22 protein-coding genes and 1 pseudogene are annotated in these 25,728 nt (G+C 68.8%); 10 read left to right on the top strand and 13 right to left on the bottom strand.

The window, feature by feature from the left end; translation table 11 throughout:
* Together FUT87_RS16535 and FUT87_RS16530 are read left to right on the top strand one after the other, a co-directional pair.
* A partial coding sequence (locus FUT87_RS16535) for an esterase-like activity of phytase family protein (protein ID WP_147241716.1) occupies positions 1 to 1,735 on the top strand: 1,735 nt, incomplete at its 5' end.
* A 116-nt stretch (positions 1,736 to 1,851) separates the two neighbouring features.
* The gene (locus tag FUT87_RS16530; protein WP_147241715.1) at positions 1,852 to 3,975 is read left to right on the top strand and encodes a M13 family metallopeptidase; all 2,124 of its coding nucleotides are present in this window, start codon (positions 1,852 to 1,854) and stop codon (positions 3,973 to 3,975) included.
* Positions 3,976 to 4,028: 53 nt separating this feature from the next.
* Here FUT87_RS16530 and FUT87_RS16525 read toward each other — a convergent pair whose 3' ends face one another.
* Positions 4,029 to 4,379: an H-NS histone family protein gene (locus tag FUT87_RS16525; RefSeq protein WP_310735233.1), complete on the bottom strand. Its 351-nt coding sequence runs from the start codon at positions 4,377 to 4,379 to the stop codon at positions 4,029 to 4,031.
* 332 nt (positions 4,380 to 4,711) lie between these two features.
* On the opposite strand from FUT87_RS16525, the gene FUT87_RS16520 reads away from it, so the two are divergent.
* A complete protein-coding gene (locus tag FUT87_RS16520) occupies positions 4,712 to 5,458 on the top strand; it encodes a GntR family transcriptional regulator (RefSeq protein WP_186830579.1) in 747 nt (248 codons plus the stop codon).
* A gap of 72 nt (positions 5,459 to 5,530) precedes the next feature.
* On the opposite strand, the gene FUT87_RS16515 is transcribed toward FUT87_RS16520, so the two are convergent.
* Positions 5,531 to 5,998 (bottom strand): Lrp/AsnC family transcriptional regulator, encoded by a 468-nt coding sequence (locus tag FUT87_RS16515; RefSeq protein ID WP_221211160.1) that lies wholly within the window; start codon positions 5,996 to 5,998, stop codon positions 5,531 to 5,533.
* A gap of 89 nt (positions 5,999 to 6,087) precedes the next feature.
* Here FUT87_RS16515 and ilvB point away from each other — a divergent pair, with 89 nt between their 5' ends.
* Positions 6,088 to 7,950 (top strand): biosynthetic-type acetolactate synthase large subunit, encoded by a 1,863-nt coding sequence (ilvB, locus tag FUT87_RS16510; protein WP_147241712.1) that lies wholly within the window; start codon positions 6,088 to 6,090, stop codon positions 7,948 to 7,950.
* A 33-nt stretch (positions 7,951 to 7,983) separates the two neighbouring features.
* Here the strand turns inward: ilvB and FUT87_RS16505 are convergent, their stop codons facing one another.
* Both FUT87_RS16505 and FUT87_RS16500 read right to left on the bottom strand, forming a co-directional pair.
* Positions 7,984 to 8,472 carry a nucleotide-binding protein gene (locus FUT87_RS16505; protein WP_091729856.1) on the bottom strand — a complete coding sequence of 163 codons (489 nt, stop codon included), beginning with the start codon at positions 8,470 to 8,472 and terminating at the stop codon, positions 7,984 to 7,986.
* Complete coding sequence (locus tag FUT87_RS16500; RefSeq protein ID WP_091729861.1) at positions 8,473 to 9,528, bottom strand: helix-turn-helix domain-containing protein; 1,056 nt, start codon at positions 9,526 to 9,528, stop codon at positions 8,473 to 8,475.
* A gap of 104 nt (positions 9,529 to 9,632) precedes the next feature.
* Here FUT87_RS16500 and pcaC point away from each other — a divergent pair, with 104 nt between their 5' ends.
* Entirely contained in the window at positions 9,633 to 10,031 is a 399-nt protein-coding gene (gene pcaC, locus FUT87_RS16495) for a 4-carboxymuconolactone decarboxylase (RefSeq protein ID WP_147240956.1), read from the top strand.
* 34 nt (positions 10,032 to 10,065) lie between these two features.
* On the opposite strand, the gene FUT87_RS16490 is transcribed toward pcaC, so the two are convergent.
* The 5 genes from FUT87_RS16490 to dnaA form a co-directional block, all read right to left on the bottom strand.
* A complete protein-coding gene (locus FUT87_RS16490; protein ID WP_147240955.1) occupies positions 10,066 to 10,650 on the bottom strand; it encodes a DUF3617 family protein in 585 nt (194 codons plus the stop codon).
* Between the two features lie 50 nt (positions 10,651 to 10,700).
* Positions 10,701 to 11,213, bottom strand: coding sequence for a hypothetical protein (locus FUT87_RS16485; RefSeq protein ID WP_147240954.1), 513 nt, complete (start codon positions 11,211 to 11,213; stop codon positions 10,701 to 10,703).
* Positions 11,210 to 13,738 (bottom strand): DNA topoisomerase (ATP-hydrolyzing) subunit B, encoded by a 2,529-nt coding sequence (gene gyrB / locus FUT87_RS16480; protein WP_147240953.1) that lies wholly within the window; start codon positions 13,736 to 13,738, stop codon positions 11,210 to 11,212. Before gyrB ends, FUT87_RS16485 begins: the two co-directional genes overlap by 4 nt.
* Before the next feature lie 118 nt (positions 13,739 to 13,856).
* Positions 13,857 to 14,981 carry a DNA polymerase III subunit beta gene (dnaN, locus tag FUT87_RS16475; RefSeq protein ID WP_091729890.1) on the bottom strand — a complete coding sequence of 375 codons (1,125 nt, stop codon included), beginning with the start codon at positions 14,979 to 14,981 and terminating at the stop codon, positions 13,857 to 13,859.
* A gap of 70 nt (positions 14,982 to 15,051) precedes the next feature.
* Positions 15,052 to 16,581, bottom strand: a complete 1,530-nt coding sequence (dnaA, locus tag FUT87_RS16470; RefSeq protein ID WP_147241711.1) for a chromosomal replication initiator protein DnaA — start codon at positions 16,579 to 16,581, stop codon at positions 15,052 to 15,054.
* A 305-nt stretch (positions 16,582 to 16,886) separates the two neighbouring features.
* Between dnaA and rpmH the strand changes: the two genes are divergently transcribed.
* The 5 genes and pseudogenes from rpmH (at position 16,887) to mnmE (ending at position 21,241) form a co-directional block, all read left to right on the top strand.
* On the top strand, positions 16,887 to 17,021 hold the full coding sequence (rpmH, locus tag FUT87_RS16465) for a 50S ribosomal protein L34 (RefSeq protein WP_067065970.1): 135 nt from the start codon (positions 16,887 to 16,889) through the stop codon (positions 17,019 to 17,021).
* 233 nt (positions 17,022 to 17,254) lie between these two features.
* Complete coding sequence (locus tag FUT87_RS31750) at positions 17,255 to 17,557, top strand: ribonuclease P protein component (protein WP_404932658.1); 303 nt, start codon at positions 17,255 to 17,257, stop codon at positions 17,555 to 17,557.
* Positions 17,558 to 17,583: 26 nt separating this feature from the next.
* On the top strand, positions 17,584 to 17,913 hold the full coding sequence (gene yidD / locus FUT87_RS16455) for a membrane protein insertion efficiency factor YidD (protein ID WP_091729896.1): 330 nt from the start codon (positions 17,584 to 17,586) through the stop codon (positions 17,911 to 17,913).
* Positions 17,906 to 19,588 (top strand): membrane protein insertase YidC, encoded by a 1,683-nt coding sequence (gene yidC, locus FUT87_RS16450; protein WP_147241710.1) that lies wholly within the window; start codon positions 17,906 to 17,908, stop codon positions 19,586 to 19,588. The genes yidD and yidC overlap by 8 nt, the downstream gene beginning before the upstream one ends.
* A gap of 277 nt (positions 19,589 to 19,865) precedes the next feature.
* Positions 19,866 to 21,241 (top strand): annotated as a pseudogene (gene mnmE / locus FUT87_RS16445) (tRNA uridine-5-carboxymethylaminomethyl(34) synthesis GTPase MnmE).
* Between the two features lie 12 nt (positions 21,242 to 21,253).
* Here the strand turns inward: mnmE and FUT87_RS16440 are convergent.
* From FUT87_RS16440 to FUT87_RS16425, 4 genes are all read right to left on the bottom strand, one after another.
* Positions 21,254 to 21,814 carry an adenine phosphoribosyltransferase gene (locus FUT87_RS16440; protein WP_147241709.1) on the bottom strand — a complete coding sequence of 187 codons (561 nt, stop codon included), beginning with the start codon at positions 21,812 to 21,814 and terminating at the stop codon, positions 21,254 to 21,256.
* 35 nt (positions 21,815 to 21,849) lie between these two features.
* Positions 21,850 to 23,376: a diguanylate cyclase gene (locus tag FUT87_RS16435; protein ID WP_183483690.1), complete on the bottom strand. Its 1,527-nt coding sequence runs from the start codon at positions 23,374 to 23,376 to the stop codon at positions 21,850 to 21,852.
* Between the two features lie 162 nt (positions 23,377 to 23,538).
* Entirely contained in the window at positions 23,539 to 24,798 is a 1,260-nt protein-coding gene (locus FUT87_RS16430) for an acyl-CoA dehydrogenase family protein (RefSeq protein ID WP_147241707.1), read from the bottom strand.
* A gap of 87 nt (positions 24,799 to 24,885) precedes the next feature.
* Positions 24,886 to 25,632 carry a histidine phosphatase family protein gene (locus FUT87_RS16425; RefSeq protein WP_147241706.1) on the bottom strand — a complete coding sequence of 249 codons (747 nt, stop codon included), beginning with the start codon at positions 25,630 to 25,632 and terminating at the stop codon, positions 24,886 to 24,888.
* Between the last annotated feature and the right edge of the window lie 96 nt (positions 25,633 to 25,728).

Below are 25,728 nucleotides of genomic sequence, written 5' to 3'. Positions count from 1 at the left end.
CGATCCCACCAACGGCATCCGCATCACGGCCGCGGTGCACGACGCGCTGACCCAGGCGCTGGACTTCAACTTGGCCGCGGCCGACTTCGACAAGGCCTTCGCCGCGCTGCTGCCGGCCGGGCAGAACGACGTCTACGGCCAGCCCTACGCCGGCCGCGCGATGAGCGCCAGCCGCCGCGCCGCCGCGGTCGACCACTACGAATCGACGATGGCCACGCTGCTCGGCAAGACCGAGACCAGCAGCGCCACGCAGGACAGCGCCGGCGGCGCCGTCGCGATCACCAAGTTCCAGATCCGCGCCGCCGACAACCAGTACGTGCCCTACGAGGGCAGCAACGCCGACGCGAAGAAGGACTTCCCCAAGGGCTTCTATCCGGCGGTCGGCTCGGGCCTGGCCTACAAGGGCAGGAACGCCGACGGCGCGCTGGAGTTCTGGGGCATCACCGACCGCGGCCCCAACGGCGACAGCCCGAGCGCGCCGCGCCCGGACACCGGCGCGGTCGTGACGACCAAGATGTTCCCCGCGCCAAGCTTCGCGCCGTCGATCGGCGTGATCACGCTGGGCAAGGACGGCGCGGTCATCACCAGCCTGAATCCGCTGAAGAACCCCGACGGCTCGAAGGTCACCGGCCGCCCGCTGCCCTTCGGCGCCGTCGGCAACAGCGCCGAGGTGCCGCTGGCCGACACCCTGAAGTTCGACCAGACCAAGGGCAACTTCGACGCGAACGGCCTGGACAGCGAGACGCTGGTCCACGACGCCGCCAACAAGGTGTTCTGGACTTCGGACGAGTACGGCCCCTTCATCGTGAAGATCGACGCGGCCAGCGTCCAGGTCGTCAAGCGCTACGCGCCCGGCACGACCGCCGGCAGCCTGCCCGAGGTGCTGAAGCATCGCCGCCCCAACCGCGGCATGGAAGGCCTGACGATGGACGCGGCGACCGGCCGGCTGCATGGCTTCCTGCAGAGCCCGATCGATCCGGTGGACGCCGCCGGCAAGAGCATCGAAGTCGTCGACAGCGCCGACCTGGACCAGGACGGCAAGACCACCGACAAGGTCAAGGTGCGCGACTTCGCCCAGTTCGCGCGCTGGATCGAGTTCGATCCCAAGACCGAGACCTCGCGGCTCTACGCCTATCCGCTCAGCTACCCGCTCGCCGCCAAGGGCGAGAAGTGGGACCGCAACCGCACCGGCAGCGCCAAGCTCGGCGACCTGGTCTCGCTGGGCAACGGCAGGTTCATCGTCATCGAGCAGGGCGCCGACTCGACCGGCGCGGTGCGCAACTTCCTGATGCTGGTGGAGCTGCCGGCCGCGGCGACCGACATCGCCGCCATCGGGATCGAGCTCGAGCGCAACAGCATCGATGGCGTGACCGCCTCGGCGGTGACCTGGGCCCAGGTCGTGAAGCTGAAGAAGACGGTGCTGCTGGACCTGAACGCCGCCGGCTGGAAGGCCGAGAAGGCCGAGGGCCTGGCGGTCGTCGACGGCAACACGCTGGCGCTGATCAACGACAACGACTTCGGCCTGAAGTCGACGCTGGTGGACGCCAAGGGCAAGCTGCTGGCCGGCGATCCGACCGAGTGCAGCGTCGACGCCAACGGCGTGATCGTCCAGGACGGCAGCTGCGCGGCCGGCGCGGTCACCGCGCGCGTGACCCGCGGCAACGAGGTCGACCGCCTCACCCACCTGTGGCTGTTCAAGTTCCCGAAGGCGCTGAGCAGCTACGCGGCGCCCTGACCGGCCGGCGGCCCGGTCACTCGCGGTCGGGTCTACCCGAGGTGTCCTCCGGCACCTCGGCGGCCGCGGGACGCTGACGGAGAATGCCCGCCAGCAAGAACTCCAGGCTGTCGCGCATGACCCGTCACCCCCTCGCCCGCACCACGGCGGCCGCGCTTGTCGCGGCCGTTTCCCTTGGCGCCGCCCCCTTCGCCCAGGCCGCGACGCCCGCGCCCGGCGCGGCCGCATCCGCACCCGCCACCGCGCCCGAAGCGCCGCTCGACCAGCTGCCCTACACGCCGAGCCTGGACACCGCGGCGATGGATCGCAACGCCGATCCCTGCGACGACCTCTACCAGTACGCCTGCGGCGGCTGGATGGCGGCCAACCCGATCCCGCCGGACCAGGCGCGCTGGTCGGTCTACGCCAAGATGGCCAACGAGAACCAGCGCTACCTCTGGGGCATCCTGGACAAGCTCTCGGCCGCCGATCCGGCGCGCAGCGCCAACCAGGCGCGCATGGGCGACTACTTCGCCGCCTGCATGGACGAAGCGGCGGCCGAGCGCCACGCGCTGGCGCCGCTGCGGCCGCTGCTGTCGCGCATCGACGCGCTGAAGGACCGCCGCGATCTGCCGGCGCTGCTGGCCGCGCTGCACCTGGCGACCAACAACGAGCGCGTGCTGTTCCACTTCAGCTCGGGCCAGGACATGGCCGACTCGACGCGCGTCATCGCCTTCGCCTACGCCGGTGGGCTGAGCCTCCCGGACCGCGAGTACTACTTCAAGGCCGACGAGAAATCCCGCACCCTGCGGGACCAGTTCGTCGCGCATGTCGCGCGCAGCTTCGAGCTGCTCGGCGATGCGCCGGAGGCGGCGCGCACGCAGGCACGGCAGGTGATGGCCCTGGAGACCGCGCTGGCGCGCGCCTCGCTGAGCCGCGTCGACAAGCGCGATCCCTACAAGGGCTTCCATCCGATGAAGGCGGCCGGGCTGCAGGCGCTCACGCCCGGCTTCGACTGGGCGGCCTACCAGCGCGCGCTGGGCCTGGACCCGCAGACGGCCTACAACGTGACCGAGCCGGCCTTCTTCAAGGCCATGGCCAGGGAACTGCGCCAGCGCGACCTCGCGCAGTGGCGCCATTACCTGCGCTGGCAGCTGGTCAGCAGCCAGGCGCCGACGCTCTCCGGCGCCGCGGTGCAGGCCAACTTCGAGTTCTTCGGCCAGACGCTGCAGGGCGTGCCGCAGAACAAGGCGCGCTGGAAGCGCTGCGTCGAGCTGGTCGACGCGCAGCTCGGCGAGGCGCTGGGCCAGGAGTTCGTCGCCCGCAACTTCAGTCCCGACCTGAAGGACAAGACGTTGACGATGACGAAGCAGATCGAGGACGCGATGGCCGCGCGCATCCAGTCGCTGAGCTGGATGAGCGAGACCACGAAGCAGCGCGCCCAGGAGAAGCTGCATGCGATCGTCAACAAGGTCGGTTATCCGGACCGCTGGCGCGATTACGGCGCGCTGACCGTCGCGCGCGACGACTTCGCCGGCAACGTGATGCGGGGCAATGCCTTCGAGCTCAAGCGCCAGCTGGCCAAGATCGGCAAGCCGCTGGACCGCGGCGAGTGGGGCATGACGCCGCAGACGGTCAACGCGTATTACGACGCGCAGATGAACGACATCAACTTCCCGGCCGGCGTGCTGCAGCCGCCGCTGTTCGACCCCAAGCTGGATGACGCGCCGAACTACGGCAACACCGGCGGGACCATCGGCCATGAGCTGATCCACGGCTTCGACGACGAAGGCCGGCAGTTCGATGCCAAGGGCAACCTGCGCGACTGGTGGACGAAGAAGGACGGCAAGGCCTTCGAGCAGCGCGCCGCCTGCGTGACCAAGCAATACGCGCAGTACGTGGTCGTCGACGACATCCGCATCAACAGCAAGCTGACGCTGGGCGAGGACCTGGCCGACCTGGGCGGCCTGGTGCTGGCGCATGCGGCTTGGAAGGCGCAGATCGCGGACATGTCGCCGCCGCCGGCGGACCGCGACGGCCTGACGCCGGAGCAGCGCTTCTTCGTCGGCTTCGCGCAGTGGGACTGCAGCCATGCGCGGCCGGAGTACGCGCGCGTGCATGCGCTGACCGACCCGCATTCGCCGGGGCGCTACCGGATCAACGGGGTCGCGGTGAACATGCCCGAGTTCGAACGGGCCTTCCACTGCAAGCCGGGCCAGAAGATGGTCAAGCCCGACGCCGAGCGCTGCCGCATCTGGTGACGCGGCCCGGCGGGCCTCGCGGCGCGAGGGCCCGCCGACCCGGGCCGCTGACGTCAACCGATCAGCAGGTCCTCGGCCGTCTTGCCGGCGGCCAGCGCTTCCTTGAACCAGGTGGGACGCTTGCCGACGCCGGTCCAGGTGCGACCGGCGCCATCGTGGTATTTCGGCGTGCCGGCGCCGCGCGGCGCCTTGCGCTTGGCGGTGGTGGCCGCGCGGGCCGGTTTCGCGGCGGCCTTGCGGCCGGCGCGCGGACGCTGCAGGGTCGCGCCGAACAATTCCTCGGGGGTCAGGCCGTAGTGATCGATGGCCTCGCGGATCCGCGCGACCACGCCGGAGATTTCCTTCGCGCGCAGCGCCTCGGCTTCCTTCTGAAGTTTCTCGATCTGACTCAGGACTTGTTTCAAGGATTTCGCCATTCGGCTGACTCCATTCGGGGTGAATTGACCTGGGCATCTGCCTCTGTGTCGCTGACCTCCCGGGCGCGACTGTAGCGCCCTGAGAGCGAGCGATGCGGAAACGACACAGCCTGTCCCATTGACACGGGGTGGCTCGACTGATTCCAGTAGGGCGCCGGGTGACATATATGTCGATTGCGCAGTCCATGCCGGGACGAGACATCGGTTCATTGCGCTTCGGCAAGAACGCGGGCGGCGACGCGATTCGCCGGGAATGGACAGGGAGCGCGCTCCTTAGAGTGAATCGTTCATTCACCGCAATTGCTGGACGGAGTGCCGCGATGGTTCGATCCACACACCCGATCAATGCGCCGACCTACCTGCGCCTGCGCGACCAGATCCGCGCCGACATCGAGGACGGCTGCTGGCGCCTGGGCCAGCATCTGACGCTGCACGAGCTGAGCGCGCATTACCAGGTCAGCAACGTGCCGGTGCGGGAGGCGCTGCTGCAACTGCAGGGGGACGGCATGGTGGACATGCGGATGAACAAGGGCGCGGTGGTGCGGGCGGTGGACGCGCGCTTCATCGAGGAGTATTTCGACGTACGCGAAGCGCTGCACACGATGCTGCTGGCCCAGGCCTGCGGGCGGCCCGAGGCCCGCGAGGCGGCGCAGGGGCCGCAGGTCGAGGCGCTCGTGCGGGCGGTGGAGGAGGCCGCCCGAGATGGCCGTGCGCGGGAGCTGCTGGCGGCCGACGAGACGCTGCAGGAGGAACTCGCGCGCTGGGGCGGCAATGCGCAGGCGCTGGGGATGCAGGCCTCGCGCGGGCGGCTGCTGGAGGCGGTCCGGCGCTCGCGCATGGCCTTGTGGGCGTCGGAGCTGGACGTGCTGGCTGTCCAGGACCGGGCGGTGGTCGAGGCGATCCGGCAGGCCGACCCGGTCACCGCGGGCGAGGCGATGCGCCGCCATGTCGCGGCCGCGCGGACCTACATGCTGCGCCTGCTGCGGCTGCCCGAGCTGCCGGCGCGTGTCGAGGGCGCGTCGTTCGCGCCGGGTTCGACCTCGAGCGAGGCGCCGGACGCCGACTGAGTGGCCTCGATCGGAGGTCGCGCTGACCGCCGCAGCCCACCATTCGGCGCGGTGCTGTTCACGGGGCGCCGTTCACAGGGGCAGGGAGCTCGCCTTCAGGCAGCGCAGCACGAAGCTGGACTTGCTGTGGCGCACGCCGGGGATCTTGTAGAGCTTCTCGCGCAGCAGGCGTTCGTAGTCGCGGGTGTCGCGCACGGACAGGCGCAGCACGTAGTCGTAATCGCCGGAGACCAGGTAGGCATCGATGACCTCGGGGATGGCCTCGAGGTGGCGGGCGAATTCCGCCATCGCCGCGTCGGTGTGCTTGTTCAGGGTGAGCTGCACGATCAGCTGCTCGGGCCGCCCGATCTTCTCGGCGTTCACCTTGACGGTGTAGCCCTCGATCACGCCGGATTCCTCCAGCCGCTTGATGCGCGTCCAGCAGGGCGAGGTGGTCAGGCCGACCTCCTCGCTGACCTCCTGCAGGCTGGCGCGAGCGTTGCGCTGCAGCGCGCGCAGGATGGCGCGGTCGAACTTGTCGAGCTTGATTTGCTGATCCATCACGCTTCCCAAGGAAGATTTGCTGTGCGGCGGATTCTATGAGGCAAGAACGGCAACCCTTTCCGAGCCAGTGCCGGGACACTGGACGCATGAATGCCAGGTTCGACGGCGCCCAGGTCAGCGCCCGCGGCGCGGTCATCGACGCGCCCTGTTCTCCCTCCTCCCCTTCATCGCCGGCCAGCGCCGGTCCTGTCGCGCCGCTCGGGAACGCGCCACCGCGCAATGGCGCCCAGACGCTGCTGGACACGCTGGTGGCCTGCGGCGTGGACACCGTGTTCGGTTATCCCGGCGGCGCGGTGCTGCCGCTGTACGACGCGCTGCACGGCGAGCCGCGCCTGCGCCACATCCTGGTCCGCCACGAACAGGCGGCCGTGCATGCGGCCGAGGGGTATGCGCGCAGCACCGGCCGGCTGGGCGTCGTGCTGGTGACCTCGGGCCCCGGCATGAGCAACACGACGACGGGCCTGCTGGACGCGCTGTGCGACTCGGTGCCGGTGCTGTGCATCAGCGGCCAGGTGAACAGCGCGGCGATCGGCACCGACGCCTTCCAGGAGTGCGATGCGCTGGGCATCTCGCGGCCGGTGACCAAGTGGAACGCGCAGTTGCGGCCGGGTGGCGACGTCGCGGCGCTGGTGCGCAAGGCCATCGAGATCGCGCGGGGCGGTCGTCCGGGCCCGGTGCTGCTGGACGTGCCGAAGGATGTGCAGCTGGCGCCGGCGCGTCCCGATAAGGGGCTTGATGCAAGGCCCATCGCGCGGACCGCACACGAGCGGCCGCCGGCGACGGCCCTGCCCGTCTCGCCCATCGTCGACGTGCGTGCGGTGGAAACGGCCGCGGACTGGATCGCCACCGCGCGCCAGCCGGTGTTCTACGGCGGCGGCGGCCTTGTCAACGCCGGGGACCAGGCCTGCGCCGCGTTCGCGGCCGCGGTGGCGCTGGCCGGCGCGCCCTGCACGCTGACGCTGATGGGGCTGGGCGCGGTGCCGGCGTCGTCGCCGCACTGGCTGGGCATGCTGGGCATGCACGGGACGCTGGAGGCCAACCTGGCGATGCATCACGCCGACCTCATCGTCTGCGCCGGCGCGCGCTTCGACGATCGGGTGACCGGCCGGCTCGATGCTTTCGCACCCAGTGCGCGCGTGATCCACCTCGACATCGACCCCTCGTCCATCGACAAGGTCCGGCGCGCCGACCTCGCCCTGTGCGGGGACGCGCGGACGCTGCTGCCGCGCCTGCGCCGCGCGCTGGAGCGACGCCCGATGCCGCCGGAGCGCTTGGCCGACTGGTGGGCGCGGATCCAGGACTGGCGCTCGCGCCGATCGCTGGCCTTCGAGGACACGCCGGAGGTGATCGCGCCGCAGGCGCTGATCGCGCGGCTGCAGGCGCAGCTCGCCGGCCGGGACGCGATCGTGTCGACGGACGTCGGCCAGCATCAGATGTGGGCGGCGCAGCACCTGGCCTTCGAGCGCCCGCGGCGCTGGCTCACCTCGGGCGGCGCCGGCACGATGGGCTACGGCCTGCCGGCGGCGATCGGCGCGCAGGTGGCGCATCCGGGGCGGCTGGTCGTGTGCGTCAGCGGCGATGCGTCGATCCTGATGAACCTGCAGGAGATGGCCACGGCGCGGCAGCACCGCGCGGGGGTCAAGGTCGTGCTGTGCAACAACGGCCACATGGGCATGGTGCGGCAGTGGCAGGAGCTGCATCACGGCGAGCGCTACAGCCACAGCTACAACGCCTGCATGCCGGATTTCGTCGCGGTGGCGAAAGGCTTCGGCTGGGAGGCGGCGCGGGTCACGCGGCGGGATGCGCTCGATGCGGCGCTCGCCGAGTGCCTGGCGAGCGACGGCCCGTATTTCCTCGACGTGGCCGTCGCGCCGGTGGAGAACTGCTTCCCGATGATTCCGGCGGGGAAGGGGCATCACGAGGGGATGGTGGCGGCCCGGACGCCCTAACCCCCGCGGCAACTTGTCATCGACCGTGCGGGATCAAGTCGCCCATTCCTTGAATCGCCGTTGGCACTCTTCCGAAGGGAATCGGGCACCCGCCGCCAACATGCGATGAAGGGCCGCCGCGAGCGCGCTTTCGTCGACAACCGCGTGCGCCAGCAGTTGATCGAGCAGCCACAGCGCGCCGTGCACCGCCATGCCGTCCTTCTGGGCTTGCCTGCGCAGCCGGCCATCGCCGGTCAGCAAGGGCAAGCCGGACTGCCGCGCCAGGTAATAGCAGGAAACGTCCGCCAGAGAGCTGTTGTTGTGCTCGGCAGTGAGGTGCATGAGGTCCGCCACGGCCTCGCTGCCAAGTGATTCCACGATCAGACCGCGCCGGGTCAGCTCTTCGTGGGCAAGGTCCTGCAGTTCGTGGAGGACAAAGTCGGTGCTGCAGAAGCGGAACGGGAGTCGGAAAAGGACGTCCAGGAGATCAGCGTTCCGGAAATCAATCCAGATGTTGGTATCGCTGACGTAGACCCGCTGCATTCATGCTCCCACCGGCGCTGAGAGGGCGGGCTCGAGCGTGTCCAGCGGACGTTGCAGGAACTCGGCGGCACGGGACGGGGTGAAGAGGCCCTCGGCCAGGCCCCAGAACACGAGCGACTCGAAACGTCGCGGTTGCTCCGGCAACAGCGCCTCCGGCTCCGCGGTGCGCCAGCCAGCCTGGGAGAACTGGATGACCGCTGCCTTGTAGCCGGCCTCGTTCAGCAGGCCGAGATCCTTCAGGCGACGAAGGGCCACCTGCATCGAAATCCCGTAGCGCCGCTTTGCATTCAGGAGCTCCGCAGGATGCACGCGTGATCGGCGGTGACTGCCGAAGTCGAGCAGCACCTGTGCGCCGGGATAGAGAAACGCGCCGGCGAAGCGATGACAGCATCGCTCCTTGTCGGCTTCGGACATGTCCTCCGGCAAGGCCATCACCCAGTGGCCGAGCTCATGTGCCGCCGTGAAGCGCATGCGCTCACCTGGCCGCGCGGTATTGAGCGCGATCAGCACATGTTCGTGATCCTCCGTGGCGGCGCACGCACCGTCGAAGTCATCTTGCGCATCGAGCAGCGCCACCTTGATGCCGCGCTCTTCCAGCAACTGCGTCAGGTTCGCGATGGCATCGCCGCCGATGCCCCAGTCGCGGCGCAGGCGCTCCGCCGCGCTCTCCGCCGCGTCGAAGGACTCGACCTGAAGGATCTGAGGGGCCGTCGGGGCGATGCGGACATTGACGGCGTCGAAGCAGCGCTCGAGACCGATATAGCGTTCGAGGTGGTCGCGCATCTGCTCTTCCACCTGTCGCTGCCGGTACTTCGGCATGCGGGCCAGCTTGCGGAACTCGAGCGGCGACAAGGTCACGGCTTCAGCGCGGAAGAAGTACTCGGGTCGCACGCCCAGAGCTTTGGAGAACTGGAGCAGGCGCGTCGAATTCGGGATGGCGTCGCCGCGCTCGAACTTGCTCAGTGCTTGCTTGGTGATGTCACCGATGGCCTGGGCCAGTGCGTCAAGGCTGAGCCCTTTCAAGACGCGGGCCCGCCGGAGTCGGTCGTGGATCATCGCGTGCTCCTAGGTTGACGGGAATTCTATTCCTGATCGTTTCGTCAACCAACGACTGATTCAAGTAGCGTGTCCAGTCGCGCCCCGGCTACAGGAGACCCCCAATGACTCGTCCCTTCGCTCCGAGCAATCCCGAGCTCTTCGAACAAGGCCTGCAGACCCGACGCGAGGTCCTCGGCGATGCGTACGTCGATGCCGCGCTGCAGAACGCCACCGACTTCACCATCGACATGCAGGAACTGGTGACCCAGTACTGCTGGGGCGATGTCTGGAACCGGCCGGGGCTGGACCGGCGCTCACGCTCGCTGCTGAACCTGGCGATGCTGACCGCGCTGAACCGGCCGCACGAACTCAAGATCCACGTGCGCGGCGCGCTCAACAACGGGCTCACGCGCGAGGAGATCAAGGAGGTCTTCCTGCAGACGGCGATCTACTGCGGCGTGCCGGCGGCGATCGATGCGTTCCGCGTCGCCGCCGAGGTGTTCAAGGAGATGGACGCCTGACGCGCGCCGCCCGCTTGGCGCGGCGCGCGCGGACTCACTGCAGCAGTTCGGCCACGGACGGGTCGATGCCGGGCGGCGGTGCGCTGCAGTCGCTGCCGATCCACTTGTGGACCGACGTCGATTCATAGGTGATCGGCATGCCCTGCGCGGTCGTGCCCTTGAACGTCACCTTGACGGTGGCGCTGGACTTGTCGGTGACCTGGTAGGAGCCGTTGCCCATGCCGCTGGCCGTCGCGCTCTTGCAGCTCATCGTGAAGGTGCCGCTGGTGGCATCGCCGGGCTTCACTTGCGTGGTGCAGTCGTCGACGCTCTGCGGCTTGGGCAGGGCGAACTCGGGGCTCTGCTGGCAGTCCAGATGCGGGCTGGCGCCGGTGGGCAGGCCGACCTTGGCCATCGCGGCGGCGAGGCTGCTCTTCTGCTGCGGCGTCAGGGCGCCGTTGATTTCGAAGATCGTGGGCATCTTCCGGCCGTTGAGCGTGTTGACGCTCGCGCTGGCCCACAAGCCGGGCTTGACGCTGATGGATTGGGCTTGGGCGGGCGCCGACAGCGTCAGCAGGCCCAGCGACAGGGCGAGCGCCGAAGCGGCGGCGGAAGAGAGACGGAAGCGGGAAGCGCGCATGCGTGAGCCTCGTGGAATCGGACGACGAGGCGCAGTCTCCACGGGCACGGCTACCGCTGTCGAGGCGGCTTGCCCCCTTCAAAGGGGGCGGGTGTGACCGAGGTCATGTCGGCCGGTGGACCGGCATGCCATGCCGTGCCGTCCTCGAAAGTGACCCGCGTGACGGCGGCGTGGGATTGCGGGCAGCGCATCGGACGGGCCGGTGACTGATCACGCGGCCGGTCGAATTCATGGCTCATGTCGACGTGATGCGCCGGCGCGATGCTGCCGTCGCTGATCGAAACGCCGGCGAACTCGCTGAGCACCTCGTGGCCGGTGCCGCGCTCGCGAACGCAACCGAGCTCGACAGCGACGATGCCCCGCGGGCCGCGGTTGGTCAGCACCAGGGCGAGCTCGCCGCGCACCGGCTGGAGCTCGAGCACCATCGGCGCGGTCGGCAGGTCGATCCAGTCGGGCGGATAGACCGGAGGGGAATGCGGCTCGGATTGCCCGAGCGCGGGCAGGCCGGCGATGGCGAGGAGCAGGCCGGCGAAAGGGGGGGCGAGGCGGGAACGGGTGATCACACGTCGATGTTGGCCGCGCGCAGCGCATTCGTCTCGATGAACTCCCGGCGCGGCTCCACCTCGTCGCCCATCAGCATCGTGAACACCCGGTCCGCCTCGATCGCGTCCTCGATCTGCACGCGCAGCAGGCGGCGCACCGTCGGGTCCATCGTCGTTTCCCACAGCTGCTCGGGGTTCATCTCGCCCAGGCCCTTGTAGCGCTGCCGGCCCACGCTCGATTCCGCCTGCGTCATCAGCCAGGCCATCGCGCCGCGGAAGTCCGTCACCTTGCTTTCCTTGGCCTTCTCGCCTTCGCCCTTGCGGATCACCGCTTCCTCGCCCACCAGGCCCTTGAAGGTCTTGCCGGCCTCGGCCAGGACTTCATAGTCCGCGCCGTGCACGAAGTCCGCCGTGATGATGCTCGAGCGCACGTTGCCGTGATGGCGACGGCTGATGCGCAGCAGCTGCTTGTCGGTGCGCGGATCCGTCTCGGCCGTCACCACCGCGTCGTGCAGCGCCGAGGCCAGCGCCGTCGCGGAGATCTCCGCCGCGTCCTTCGTGTCCAGGTTCAGCGACAGGCCCGACGCCAGCAGGTGCAGCGCCTCGCCGTCCATCCAGGCGGACAGGCGCTCGATCACGTTCTGCGCCGCCACGTACTGGCGCGCCTTGGTCTCCAGGTCCTCGCCCTTGAGCACCGGACCCGCGCCCACGCCGGCCGTGTGCAGCTCGGCATCGTTCAGCGCGACCTTCAGCAGGAAGCCGTCCAGCTCGTGGCCGTCCTTCAGGTACTGCTCGTGCTTGCCGACCTTGACCTTGTACAGCGGCGGCTGCGCGATGTAGATGTGGCCGCGCTCCACCAGCTCCGGCATCTGCCGGTAGAAGAAGGTCAGCAGCAGCGTCCGGATGTGCGCACCGTCCACGTCCGCGTCGGTCATGATGATGATGCGGTGGTAGCGCAGCTTGTCCGGATTGAAGTCGTCGCTGCCCGCGCCGCGGCCAATGCCGGTGCCCAGCGCCGTGATCAGCGTGATGATTTCATTGCTGGTCAGCAGCTTCTCGTAGCGCGCCTTCTCGACGTTCAGGATCTTGCCGCGCAGCGGCAGGATCGCCTGGAACTTGCGGTCGCGGCCCTGCTTCGCGGAGCCACCGGCGGAGTCACCCTCCACGATGTAGATCTCGCACAGCGCGGGATCCTTTTCCTGGCAGTCCGCCAGCTTGCCCGGCAGGCCCATGCCGTCCAGCACGCCCTTGCGCCGCGTCATCTCGCGCGCCTTGCGCGCCGCTTCACGCGCCCGCGCCGCCTCGACGATCTTGCCGCAGATGATCTTGGCGTCGGTCGGGTTCTCCAGCAGCCAGTCGCCCAGCTTGCTCGCGACGATTTCCTCCACCGGGCCGCGCACTTCGCTCGACACCAGCTTGTCCTTGGTCTGCGAGCTGAACTTGGGCTCCGGCACCTTGACGCTGACCACGCAGGCCAGGCCTTCGCGCATGTCGTCGCCGGTGACGTCGACCTTGGCCTTCTTGGCCAGTTCGTTGTCCTCGATGTACTTGTTGATCACCCGCGTCATCGCCGCGCGCAGACCCGTCAGGTGGGTGCCGCCGTCGCGCTGCGGGATGTTGTTGGTGAAGCAGAGGACGCTTTCATTGAAGCCGTCGTTCCACTGCATCGAGACCTCGACCCCGATGTTGGTGTTCTGCTCCGACATCTTGTCGCCCTGGGCGTGGAAGATGTTGGGGTGCAGCGCCGTCTTGCCCTTGTTGATGAACTCGACGAAGCCGCGCACGCCGCCCGCGAAGGCGAAGTTGTCTTCCTTGTTGTTGCGCTCGTCGACCAGGCGGATCTTCACGCCGTTGTTCAGGAACGAGAGTTCGCGCAGGCGCTTGGCCAGGATGTCGTAGTGGAACTCGGAGTTCTGCGTGAAGATCTCCGTGTCCGGCAGGAAGTGGACTTCCGTGCCGCGCTTGTCGGTCTCGCCGACGATCTTCATCGGGCTGGTCTCGAAACCGTCGCGGACCTCGATCAGGCGGTCCTGCGGCACGCCCTTCTTGAACTCCAACTGGTGGACCTTGCCTTCGCGGCGCACCGTCAGGCGCAGCGTCTTGGACAGCGCGTTCACGCAGGACACGCCCACGCCGTGCAGGCCGCCCGAGACCTTGTAGCTGTTCTGGTTGAACTTGCCGCCGGCGTGCAGCTCGGTCAGCGCGATCTCGGCCGCCGAGCGCTTGGGCTCGTGCTTGTCGTCCATCTTCACGCCGGTCGGGATGCCGCGACCGTTGTCGATGACGGAGATCGAGTTGTCGGTGTGGATGGTGATGACGATGTCGTCGCAGTAGCCAGCCAACGCCTCGTCGATCGAGTTGTCGACCACCTCGAACACCAGGTGGTGCAGACCGGTGCCGTCCGAGGTGTCGCCGATGTACATGCCGGGGCGCTTGCGCACCGCCTCCAGGCCTTCCAGGATCTGGATGCTGGACTCGCCGTACCCCGCGCCGTCGTTCTGCGGCGCGGGCGTCGGGGTGTTCTCAGGAGTGCTGTTATCGGTCATCGGAGGGGTACTCAGGCCGCCGCGGCGGCCGCTGAAAAAACTGGCTGGAACCCCCGCCTGGCGGGGGCAGGGGGTGCGCAACGTTCACGCTCCGGGGAGCGAAGGTCGCGCAGCGACCTTAGATCCTCATCGGCATGACGACGTACTTGAAGCCGGTGTGTTCGGGGATGCTGAGCAGCGCGCTGGACGAGCTGTCGTTCAGGTCCACCCGCACCATGTCCTGCGACATGTTGGCCAGCACGTCCATCAGGTAGGTCACGTTGAAGCCGGTTTCGATCTGGTCGCCGCCGTAGTCGATCTCGAGTTCTTCCTTGGCCTCTTCCTGCTCGGCGTTGCTCGAGGCGATCGACAGCAGGCCCGGCTCGAAGGACAGGCGCACCGCCTTGAACTTCTCGCTGGTCAGGATCGCGGCGCGCTGCAGCGCGGCCAGCAGCGGCTGGCGGCCCAGGATCACGTGGAAACGGTGGTTCTTCGGGATGACGCGGTTGTAGTCGGGGAACTTGCCCTCGACCAGCTTGGTCACGAACTCCATGCCGCTGAAGCTGAACTTGGCCTGGTTGCCGGCGAAGCGCATCTCGATCGGAGCGCTCTCGTCGTCGCCCTTGCCGCCGTCCTTGAGCAGGCGCATCAGTTCCAGCACCGTCTTGCGGGGCAGGATGACTTCCTGCTTGGGCATCTCGGTGTCCGTCTCGGCCTGGGCCAGCGCCAGTCTGTGGCCGTCGGTCGCGACCAGCGTCAGGGTCTTGCCCTCGGCCACGAACAGGATGCCGTTCAGGTAGTAGCGGATGTCATGCACCGCCATCGCGAAGTGGACCTGGTTGATCAGGCCCTTGAGCGTCTTCTGTGGCACGCTGAACGCGGGACCGAAGTCGGCCGCTTCCTGCACCAGCGGGAAATCGTCGGCCGGCAGCGTCTGCAGCGTGAAGCGGCTCTTGCCGCCCTGCAGCGTCATCTTGTTCTGGTTGGACGTCAGGCTCACCGTCTGGTCCGACGGCATCGAGCGCAGGATGTCGATCAGCTTGCGCGCGCCGATGGTGGTGGAGAAGTCCCCGTCGTCGCCCTCGAACTCGACCGTGGTGCGCACCTGGATTTCCAGGTCGCTCGTGGTCAGCTCCACCTGCTTGCCCTGCTTCCGGACCAGCACGTTGGCCAGGATGGGCAGGGTGTGGCGCCGTTCCACGATGCCGGACACCGCCTGCAGCGCGGCAAGCACTTTGTCCTGGCTGTCTTTCAACACGATCATGTCAACCTCTCTCCACTGTTGGCTGTTCGGGCGAACGCGGCATTTTCGCTGAAGGCGAAGGCGTTTTTCCTCATCCCTTCAGCGTTTGCTCCAGCACATGCAACTGCTGGTTCAACTCGGTGTTCTTCTGACGCTCGCCGCCGATCTTGCGGACCGCATGCAGCACCGTCGTATGGTCGCGGCCGCCGAACAGCTCGCCGATCTCCGGCAGGCTCTTCTGCGTCAGCTCCTTGGCCAGGTACATCGCGATCTGGCGCGGCCGGGCGATGCTGGCCGGGCGCTTCTTCGAGTACATGTCCGCGACCTTGATCTTGTAGAAGTCGGCCACCGTCTTCTGGATGTTCTCGACCGAGATCTGCCGGTTCTGGATCGAGAGCAGATCCTTGAGCGCCTCTCGCGCGAGCTGGATGTTGATTTCCTTGTGCGAGAAGCGGCTGTAGGCCAGCACCTTGCGCAGCGCGCCCTCGAGCTCGCGCACGTTGGCGCGCACGTTCTTCGCAATGAAGAAGGCCACGTCCTCCGGCATCGGCGCGCTTTCGGCCTCGGCCTTCTTGATCAGGATGGCGACCCGCATTTCCAGCTCGGGCGGTTCGATCGCAACGGTCAGGCCGGCGTCGAAGCGGCTGGTGAGGCGCTCGTCGATGTCCACCAGACCCTTCGGATAGGTGTCCGAGGTCATGATGATGTGGGCCCGCTTGGCCAGCAGCGCCTCGAACGCATTGAAGAACTCTTCCTGCGTGCGGTCCTTGCCGGCGAAGAACTGCACGTCGTCGATCAGCAGCAGGTCCAGCGAGTGGTACTTGGCCTTGAGCTCGTCGAAGGTCTTGCGCTGGTAGTTCTTGACCACGTCCGAGATGAACTGCTCGGCGTGCAGGTAGAGCACGCGGGCGTCGGGGCGGTCCTTGAGCAGCGCGTTGCCGACGGCGTGGATCAGGTGGGTCTTGCCCAGGCCGACACCGCCGTAGATGAACAGCGGGTTGTACATCTGGCCCGGCGCGCCGGCGACGTGCAGCGCCGCGGTGCGCGCCATCTGGTTGGCGCGGCCGGGCACCAGCGTGTCGAAGGTCAGGCTGGTGTTGATGCGGTGGCGGGTGGCGCTGGGCGGGACGTTGGGGGTCGCGCCCGGCTGGATCAGGCTGGCGGCGGTGGCCGGCGCCGCGGGCGGCTGGGCGGCCACGGGCGCGGCGGCCGGACGGGCGGCCACCGAGGCCGGCACGGCCGGCCGACCGGCCGCCGGCGCGCCCAGGCCGTGCTGGTTCAGCACCTGGCCCATGGTCATGCTGGACGGCTGCGTGCGCGGCAGCGGCGCGATCGCCTCGCGCGGCGCCAGCGACAGTTCCAGGCGTGCCGGCTTGCCGGCGAGCTCGGTCAGGATGGCCTCGATGCGGCCGGCGTACTGGCTGCGGATCCAGTCCAGCTTGAATCGGTTGGGGACACGGAGGGACACCAGGACGGCCTCGTGGCCGTTCTCTTCCTGCTGGGCGACCTCTGCCGGGGGCAGCGGACGGATCCAGGTATTGAATTGCTGCTCAGGCAGTTCGGCGGCCAGGCGTTCGCAGCCGCGCTGCCACAAGGCCGCCCCTGACAAGTCTGCGCTCATTGTGGAAAACTTATTCTTCGAGCGGCCGGATTGTACCGATGCGAGACCGCGAAGCCAGGGTTATCCACAGATTTTTTGCCCCGGTCAAGTGCTGGTAATCCCCGTGCCTGCCAGCCTCCGGATTGACCCTGATGCAAATCTTTGCTGTAATCGCGGGTTTTCCGGACGCCCGGACGTTGCTGCGTGGGCCTCCGCTTTTCGAGCGGCTTGCGACATCCCTCCGAGATGTCCACCGTCGCCACCGTCCGCGGCGCCAAGGTGGCGCGAGGCGACGGGAAGTACCGAAGATTTCCAAGAGGTTGAACATGAAACGCACTTATCAAGGCTCCAAGACCCGTCGCGCCCGCACCCACGGCTTCCTGGTCCGCATGAAGACGCGTGGCGGCAAGGCCGTCATCGCCGCTCGCCGCGCCAAGGGCCGCAAGCGCCTGGCCGTCTGAGCGAAGCGCAAGACGACTCCGACAGCACCGTGATCGGCCGCATCGTGCGATCGGCCGATTTCGAGCGCGTGCTGGGCACCCCCAGCCGCGCACGCAGCGCGCACTTCGCCGTGCATCACCTGGCCGCCAGCCCCTCGCTGCCGAAGCGCCGTCCATCCACAGGAACGGCTGACTTGTCCACAGGTGATGCACCGATTCATCCCCAAGCTGTGGATGAACGGTCCTCCGCGAACGTGGCGCCCACCCCCGTTGAATCGGTTCCAGCCGCGCCCGACCGGGCCTGGCTGGGCTACGTCGTGCCCAAGCGGCACGCGAAGCGCGCCGTGACGCGGGCGCTGCTCAAGCGCCAGATCCGTGCCGTGTTCGGCGACCTGCCGACGCTGCCGCCCGGCCTCTGGGTGGTGCGGCTGCGCATGCCCTTCGACCGCAAGCAGTACCCCAGCGCCTCTTCCGACGCGTTGCGCGCCGCCGCGCGCGCGGAGCTGCTGCAGCTGACCCGCAAGCTCGCGCCACCGCCCCCGGGCGCCGCCGGCTGACCGGATCGCGGTTCGGAACAGCGACCATGGACGACCGCCCCGGCCTGCCGACGCGACTGCTGATGGGGCTGGTGCGCGGCTACCAGCTGCTGTTCAGCGCCTGGTTGCGCGCGGGCTGCCGCTACAGCCCGAGTTGCTCGAACTACGCGATGCAGTCCCTGCGCCGCCACGGCGCCGCCGCCGGCACCTACCTTGCGGTCGGACGGGTCCTGCGTTGCAACCCTTTCTGTCTGGGCGGACACGATCCCGTGCCCGACAATCCGCCCCGCCTGTTCACCCGGTTCACCGAGCGTCCCTCCAGATGCCGTCCGGGGTCAGCCTCTTCAACCGCCAATCCAAAAGCTTCCCATGACTGATATTCGCCGCACCATCTTGTGGGTGGTGTTCACGATGTCGCTGGTCCTTCTGTGGGACGGGTGGCAGCGGCACAACGGCCAGCCGTCGCTGTTCCATCCGGCGCCGGCCAAGGTCGCCACCGCGCCCGCCGCCCCGGCATCGGCCGCTTCCGCCGCCGCGCTGCCGGCCGCCGCGGCTGCTTCCGGCGCCACCGCCGGCGCGCCGGTCGCGCCCGTCGTCAAGAACGAGCTGGTCACCTTCACCACCGACGTGGTCAAGGCCACCATCGACACCCGCGGCGGCAGCCTGGTGCGCGTCGAGCTGCTCAAGCATGCCGATGACACCAACCCCAGCGGCCACGTCGTCGTGCTGGATCCGATGCGCAACTACAGCGCCCGCTCCGGCCTGCTGAACGTGCCGAACGCGCCCAGCGACCAGACGGTGCTGACGCTGGTCGACGGCCCCAAGGAGCTCAAGGACGGCCAGGACACCCTGGTTGTGCGTCTGGAAGGTGAACAGGGCGGCGTGAAGCTGGCCAAGACCTACACCTTCAAGCGGGGCGACTACGCCATCGCGGTGAACCACGAGGTCACCAACACCGGCGCGGCCGCGGTCACGCCGCAGCTGTACCTGCAGCTGGTGCGTGACGGCCATGTCGAGCACACCGGTCCGTCCTTCGCGCCGACCTCGTTCTCCGGCCCGGCGATCTACACCGACAAGGCGAAGTACCACAAGCTCGCGTTCGACGACCTCAAGAAGGGCAAGGCCGAGTACGAGAAGAACGCCGACGACGGCTGGGTCGCGATGGTCCAGCACTACTTCGTCAGCGCCTGGATCCGCAACGAAGCCGGCCCGCGCGAGTTCAACGTCCGTCCGCTCAACCAGGACCTGTACACCGCCGGCATGGTGATGAACTTCCCGGCCGTGGCGCCGGGCGCGTCGGCCAAGCTGGACAACCTGCTGTACGTCGGCCCGCAGGAAGAGAAGAAGCTGGAAGTGCTGGCCCCGGGCCTGGAGCTGGTGAAGGACTACGGCATCTTCAAGATCCTGTCCAAGCCGCTGTTCTGGCTGCTGGACGTCCTGCACACGCTGCTGGGCAACTGGGGCTGGGCGATCATCCTGCTGGTCGTGCTGCTGAAGGTCGCGTTCTACGGCCTGAACGCCAGCGCGTACCGCAGCATGGCCAAGATGAAGGCGGTGAATCCCCGCATCCAGGAGATGCGCGAGCGCCTGAAGGACAAGCCGCAGCAGATGCAGCAGGAGATGATGCGGATCTACAAGGAAGAGAAGATCAATCCGCTGGGCAGCTGCCTGCCGATCTTCCTGCAGATGCCGTTCTTCATCGCGCTGTATTGGGTGCTGCTGTCCAGCGTCGAGATGCGCGGCGCGCCGTGGGTGATGTGGATCCACGACCTGTCCAAGCCCGACAGCCTGTTCGGCCACCTGTTCGGCGCGCCGATCGGCCCGCTGCCGCTGCTGATGACGGCCTCCAGCCTGCTGCAGGTGTGGCTGAACCCGCAGCCGGCCGACCCGGTCCAGGCCAAGATGATGTGGATCATGCCGCTGGCCTTCAGCGTGATGTTCTTCTTCTTCCCGTCGGGCCTGGTGCTGTACTGGTTGGTGAACAACATTCTGTCGATCGCCCAGCAATGGATGATCAACAAGCAGATCGGCGTCAGCGGCTCGAAGAAGTGATCGACGGCGGCGGGGGATTCGCCAATTCCTCACGCCGATCGCAGGAGCCCCCGCACCCCGGGGGCTTTTTTTCGTCCGCGCGCAGGCGCTTAATCGAGTCCATGCGGGGATCGCTTCTCCACCTGACTCGGGACGGTGGGGGACCGGAGGCGCAAGACGCCGGCTCACGAGAGGCGGCGACGAGGCCTGCCCCGCGCCATCCACGATGACGGCGATGCGGCCTGGCGGCCCATCGCCGTTGTTCTTGGTGCCCGGACGCTGCGAGACAATCGCGCCCATGCTGTCGCGACACCAGGATCCCATCGCCGCCATCGCCACCGCGCCCGGACGCGGGCCGTCGGCATCGTGCGTGTGTCCGCGCCACAAGACCTGGCCCCGCTGGTGACCGCGATCTGTGGCCGCACGCTCAAGCCTCGAGAGGCGACCTACCTGCCCTTCCGTAGCGCCCAGGGCGAGGCGATCGACCACGGCCTGGCGCTGCTCTTCCCGGCGCCGCATTCCTACACCGGCGAGCATGTGCTGGAGCTGCAGGCCCACGGCGGCCCGGTGGTGCTGCAACTGCTGCTGGCGCGCTGCCTGGAGGCCGATCCCGCGCTGCGGATGCGGCTGGCCGAGCCGGGCGAGTTCACGCGCCGCGCCTTCCTCAACGGCAAGCTGGACCTGGCGCAAGCCGAGGCCGTGGCCGACCTGATCGACGCCAGCACCGAAGCCGCCGCGCGCAGCGCCGGTCGGGCGCTGGCCGGTGCGCTCAGCGGCGAGGTCGGCGGGCTGCGCGATGGCTTGATCCAGCTGCGGATGCTGGTCGAAGCCACCCTGGACTTCCCCGAGGAGGAGATCGATTTCCTCGAGCAGGCCGATGCGCTGGGCAAGTTGCGCCGGTTGCTGCAGCGGGTGGAGGCGCTGCTCGATCGCAGCCGCCAGGGCGCGATCCTGCGCGAGGGCATCAAGGTCGTGCTGGCGGGGCAGCCGAATGTCGGCAAGAGCTCGCTGCTGAACGCGTTGGCCGGCGCCGAGCTGGCGATCGTGACGCCGATCCCGGGCACGACGCGGGACAAGCTGAGCCAGACCATCCAGATCGAGGGCGTGCCGCTGCACATCAGCGACACGGCCGGCCTGCGCGACACCGAGGACGAGGTCGAGCGCATCGGCGTGGCCCGCAGCTGGGACGCGATCGCGGATGCGGACGTGGTGCTGTTCCTGCACGACCTGACGCGCGTCGGCCATGCGGACTACGAGGCCGAGGACGCCGAAATCCGCGGCCGCCTGACGAGCGTCGATCCGGCGCGGATCCTGCAGATCTACAACAAGGCCGACGCGCATGCGCCGGCGGGTTTGCCGGCGGACGCGCTGACCTTGTCGGCGAAGACGGGCGAGGGCCTGGACGCCTTGCGCCGACGCCTGCTGGAGCAGGTCGGCTGGCACGCGGTGCCGGAGGGTCTGTTCATCGCGCGCGAGCGCCACGTGCAGGCGCTGCGCCGCACCCAGGAGCACATCGGGCTGGCGTTGGCCCAGGCCGAGACCGAGCCGCCGGCGCTGGACCTGATGGCGGAGGAGTTGCGCCTGGCGCACGACGCGCTCGGCGAGATCACCGGCGCGTTCACCGCTGACGATCTGCTGGGGGAGATCTTCAGCAGGTTCTGCATCGGGAAGTGAGCGCCGAGGCGCTCAATGCCCCTCGAACGCCACCAGCGAGAACACCTTCAACCCGCCCTCCCGCAAGCGCTTCGACCCGCCCAGCTCCGGCAGGTCCACGATCGCCGCGCCCTCGATGACCTCGGCGCCCAGCCGCTCGAGCAGCCGCTTGCCGGCCATCATCGTGCCGCCGGTGGCGATCAGGTCGTCGATCAGCAGCACCCGATCGCCGGCCTTCACCGCGTCGGTGTGCATCTCCACCGTCGCGCTGCCGTACTCCAGCTCATAGGTCTCCTGCACCGTCGTGAAGGGCAGCTTGCCCTTCTTGCGGATCGGCACGAAACCGACGTTGAGCTCATAGGCCAGCACCGAGCCGATGATGAACCCACGCGCATCCAGCCCCGCGATCGCATCGGGCCGCAGGTCGAAGTAGCGGTGCACGAACTGGTCGATCAGCACGCGGAAGGCCCGCGGGTTCGCCAGCAGCGGCGTGATGTCGCGGAACTGCACGCCTGGCTCCGGCCAGTCCGGCACGGTGCGGATCTGCTGCCTCAGGAAGGCGATCGGGTCAGGGGTGAGGTCGGTGTGCGGCATGGGCGCGATTGTCGCGCCGGCCGGGCTCGGCGGGGTCAGGCCGTCTGCTGCTGGCAGATCAGGCGCGCGCGGCCGGCCTGCTTGGCTTCGTAGAGCGCGGCGTCCGCCGTCTGGATCAGGCGCTGGGCCTCTTCGCCGCTGCGCGGGATCAATGCCGCCACGCCGATCGACAGGCTCACCGAGCGCCGCACCGGCGAGCCCACATGCTCGATCGCGGCCAGCCGCACGCTGTCCAGGCAGCGCTGCGCCACCACCTGCGCGCCGGCCAGGTCCGTGTCGACCAGCAGCACCGCGAATTCCTCGCCGCCGTAGCGGCACACCGATTCACCGCCGCGTCCGGCGCAGCTGCGCAGCAGCGTCGCGACGCGCCGCAGGCAGTCGTCGCCGGAGACGTGGCCATAGCAGTCGTTGTATTGCTTGAAATGGTCGATGTCGACCATCAGCAGCGCCAGCGGCCGGCCCGCGCGAGTCGCGCGCTGCCACTCGGTCTGCAGCAGCTGGTCGAACAGCCGCCGGTTGCCGACGCCGGTCAGCCCGTCGGTGGTCGACTGCCGGGCCAGCAGCTCGTTGGCGCGGCGCAGCCGCTCCTCCTGGCGCTTGCGCTCGGTCAGGTCGGTGACGATGCAGACGTAGAGGTGGATCGTGTCGGTCCGGACCTCGGCGATCGCCAGCTGCAGGTGCAGCGCCTCGCCGCTGCGGTGACGGGCGGTGAACTCGCGCGGCTGGCCCAGCAGCGAGCGCGGGTCCAGCGGCGCCTCCTGCGTCGCGCCCGCCACGCCAACCGCCCCCGAGGCCGCCGCCGACGCGGCGCCCAGCAGCATGCCCAGGTGGACGCCCTGCAGCTCCGAGGCGGTGAAGCCGAACAGCGACTCGCAGCTCGGGTTGGCCTCGAGCACATGGCCGCCGGAGTCCAGCGTCAGGATGCCATTGGCGGCCGACTCGATCGTCGCGCGCAGTTGCGCCCGGCTCGCCGCCAGGCGCTGCTGCTCGTGGATCAGGTCGGTCACGTCCATGCGCACGCCGACGATGCCGCCGGATGGCGTGCGGGATTCGTAGATGCGCAGCCACATGTCGTCGTGCACCCGCTGCAGCAGCGGCGACACCTGCTTGCCGCGCGCCTGGCGGCGCTCCTCCAGCCATTCGGGTTCGCGGCCGCGCGCCTCCGGGATGCCGCCGCGCGCCAGGGACTCCCGCACCAGGTCCTCGAAGGTGCTCTTGCGCTGGAAGTGCCGCAGCATGTGCGGGTAGATCTCGACCAGGCGGCGGTTGTAGGCGATCAGGCGGTCCTCGGCGTCGAAGATCTCGACGCTGGCCGGCAGCGCGTCGATCGCTTCCTCCATCGTGCGCTGCGCCAGCCGGGCGCGCGCCTGCGTGCGCGCCAGTGTCGACACGACCGCCACCGCCAGCAGCACCGTCAGCGCCAGCGAGGCCACGCCCACCCACGCCAGCCAGCCGTCGACCGCGTCGCCGCCGAGGGTGACCGTCAGCACGATGGCCTGCAGGCCCACCAGCAGCGCGAACGCCAGCAGCGGCCAGGTGCGGACTTCGGCGGATCGGTTCATCGCGGAGCGCGGCGCCGGCGGCGACGCCATGGAAAAGGGTGGCTGATCCTAGCCAGCCCGCTCCGCGATGAATACCGCTCCACGGGGGGAGAAGCGGGTTCGGGCGACGTCCCCTCGTTGGTGGGGTGCCACGCTTTGTGAGCGACGGTGTACGGGGACGGGTCAGCCGCCGCGGGTGACCGGCATGTCGCCCGCGTTCGGCAGGCTCATGTGGCGCGACAGTTCCAGCTTCGCCAGCGAGTTGCGGTGCACCTCGTCCGGGCCGTCGGCGAAGCGCAGCGTGCGCTGGCCCGCCCACATGTAGGCCAGCGGGGTGTCGTCGCTGACGCCCATGCCGCCGTGGACCTGCATCGCCCAGTCGATCACCTTCAGCGCCATCGTCGGCGCCACGATCTTGATCATCGCGATCTCGGCTTTGGCGACCTTGTTGCCGACGGTGTCCATCATGTAGGCCGCCTTCAGCGTCAGCAGCCGCGCCTGCTCGATGCTGCAGCGCGCCTCGGCGATGCGCTCCTGCGTCACCGTCTGCTGCGCGATCGTCTTGCCGAAGGCGACCCGGGAGATCGCCCGCTTGCACATCAGCTCCAGCGCCCGCTCCGCCGCGCCGATCGAACGCATGCAGTGGTGGATCCGTCCAGGGCCCAGGCGGCCCTGCGCGATCTCGAAGCCGCGGCCTTCGCCCAGCAGGATGTTCTCGACCGGGACACGCACGTTCCTGAGCTCGATCTCCATGTGGCCGTGCGGCGCGTCGTCGTAGCCGAAGACGCTGAGGTGGCGCTTGACCGTGATGCCCGGCGTGTTCGCCGGCACCAGCACCATGGACTGCTGCTCGTGGCGGCCGGCGTCCGGGTTGGTCTTGCCCATCACGATGTAGAGCGCGCAGCGCGGATCGCCGGCGCCCGACGACCACCACTTCGTCCCGTTGATGACGTACTCGTCGCCGTCCCGTTCGATGCGGCACTGGATGTTGGTCGCGTCCGACGAGGCCACGTCCGGCTCCGTCATCAGGAAGGCGGAGCGGATCTCGCCGCGCAGCAGCGGCTCGAGCCAGCGGTCCTTGAGCGCTTCGCTGGCGTAGCGCTCCAGCGTCTCCATGTTGCCGGTGTCGGGCGCGGAGCAGTTGAAGACCTCCGGCGCCCAGTACACGCGGCCCATGATCTCGCACAGCGGCGCGTACTCGAGGTTGGACAGCCCTTCCGGCGCGCGCGCGGAGCGCGGCAGGAACAGGTTCCAGAGCCCGGCGGCGCGCGCCTTGGGCTTGAGCTCCTCGATCACCTTCGTCGGGATCCAGGCGTTGCCGGCGCGGCGGTTGGCCTCGATCTCGGCGTGGTAGCGATGCTCGTTGGGATAGATGTGTTGGTCGAAGAACGCCAGCAGGCGCTCGCGCAGCTGTTCAACCTTGGGGCTGTAGTCGAAGTTCATGGAGGAGTCTCCCGGTGAGGCGTTCTTGATGCGTTCTTGACGCGTTCGTGAGGCCGTGAGGCGCGCGGCGGGGCGGTGCAGCGCGCGTCAGCCGCGCTGGCCGCGATAGCGGAGGTACTGCGCGTACAGCGCCTCCATCGTGGTGGACCGTTCGTCCGCATGCAGCGGATGCGAGGGCGCGAAATTGCAGACGCGCAGCAGCCAGTCGCCGGGCGCGTCGCCGATCGGCGGCGCGACGTCCAGCACGTTGATGCAGGCCGGCGACTGGACCCAGCTGCCGAGCATCAGACGCTGGCCGCCGCTCACCGCATGCGACAGGATCGCGGCGTTGACGACGCCATGCAGCACCAGCAGCGCGCAGTCCCAGTCGGGATCGGCCTGCAGGCGGGCGACGCCGCCGAGCACGCGATCGAGCAGCTCGCCGACGCTCTCGCCGTTGAGGAAGCGCTGCGATTCCGGGACCGGGCTGCGCTGCAGGCCGGTGAAGGTGCGCGCGAGTTCATCGGTGGGGATCTCGCCGAGGCGGCCGCCGCGGATCTCCTGCCACTCGGGCCAGACCTGCGGCGAGAGCTCGCCCTGGCCGGCGTGGCGCAGCACCAGGTCGGCGGTCTCGACGGTGCGCGGCAGGCCCGACACGATCACGCGATCGAATCGCACGCCAGCCGCGCGGAACGCCTCGCCGGCGGCCTGCGCCTGCGCGGTGCCGTCGTCGTTCAGACGCACCTGCTCGGGCAGCACCGGCGCCCCGGTCGTGCCATCGAAGTAGGTCACCGCGCCATGCCGCATCAGGTAGACGCGGCGGCGTTGCGGGCTGCGGGGCTGGGTGTCCAACATGGGCGGCAGTGTGGCGCAACGACGCAGGCCGCACTGTCACGCAGGCGGCAGGCTCGCGGGCCGGGCCACAATTCGCGGCCGTGCCGTGCCGTGCCG

The organism is Mitsuaria sp. TWR114 (assembly GCF_007997345.1).
This window is presented reverse-complemented; position numbering and strand designations above follow the sequence as displayed.

Coding starts and splice junctions, on each gene's coding strand:
- FUT87_RS16530 (WP_147241715.1), top strand. CDS start 1,852: ATGACCCGTCACCCCCTCGCCCGCACCACGGCGGCCGCGCTTGTCGCG.
- FUT87_RS16520 (WP_186830579.1), top strand. CDS start 4,712: ATGGTTCGATCCACACACCCGATCAATGCGCCGACCTACCTGCGCCTG.
- FUT87_RS16515 (WP_221211160.1), bottom strand. CDS start 5,998: ATGGATCAGCAAATCAAGCTCGACAAGTTCGACCGCGCCATCCTGCGC.
- ilvB (WP_147241712.1), top strand. CDS start 6,088: ATGAATGCCAGGTTCGACGGCGCCCAGGTCAGCGCCCGCGGCGCGGTC.
- FUT87_RS16505 (WP_091729856.1), bottom strand. CDS start 8,472: ATGCAGCGGGTCTACGTCAGCGATACCAACATCTGGATTGATTTCCGG.
- FUT87_RS16500 (WP_091729861.1), bottom strand. CDS start 9,528: ATGATCCACGACCGACTCCGGCGGGCCCGCGTCTTGAAAGGGCTCAGC.
- pcaC (WP_147240956.1), top strand. CDS start 9,633: ATGACTCGTCCCTTCGCTCCGAGCAATCCCGAGCTCTTCGAACAAGGC.
- FUT87_RS16490 (WP_147240955.1), bottom strand. CDS start 10,650: ATGCGCGCTTCCCGCTTCCGTCTCTCTTCCGCCGCCGCTTCGGCGCTC.
- gyrB (WP_147240953.1), bottom strand. CDS start 13,738: ATGACCGATAACAGCACTCCTGAGAACACCCCGACGCCCGCGCCGCAG.
- dnaN (WP_091729890.1), bottom strand. CDS start 14,981: ATGATCGTGTTGAAAGACAGCCAGGACAAAGTGCTTGCCGCGCTGCAG.
- dnaA (WP_147241711.1), bottom strand. CDS start 16,581: ATGAGCGCAGACTTGTCAGGGGCGGCCTTGTGGCAGCGCGGCTGCGAA.
- rpmH (WP_067065970.1), top strand. CDS start 16,887: ATGAAACGCACTTATCAAGGCTCCAAGACCCGTCGCGCCCGCACCCAC.
- yidD (WP_091729896.1), top strand. CDS start 17,584: ATGGACGACCGCCCCGGCCTGCCGACGCGACTGCTGATGGGGCTGGTG.
- yidC (WP_147241710.1), top strand. CDS start 17,906: ATGACTGATATTCGCCGCACCATCTTGTGGGTGGTGTTCACGATGTCG.
- FUT87_RS16440 (WP_147241709.1), bottom strand. CDS start 21,814: ATGCCGCACACCGACCTCACCCCTGACCCGATCGCCTTCCTGAGGCAG.
- FUT87_RS16435 (WP_183483690.1), bottom strand. CDS start 23,376: ATGAACCGATCCGCCGAAGTCCGCACCTGGCCGCTGCTGGCGTTCGCG.
- FUT87_RS16430 (WP_147241707.1), bottom strand. CDS start 24,798: ATGAACTTCGACTACAGCCCCAAGGTTGAACAGCTGCGCGAGCGCCTG.
- FUT87_RS16425 (WP_147241706.1), bottom strand. CDS start 25,632: ATGTTGGACACCCAGCCCCGCAGCCCGCAACGCCGCCGCGTCTACCTG.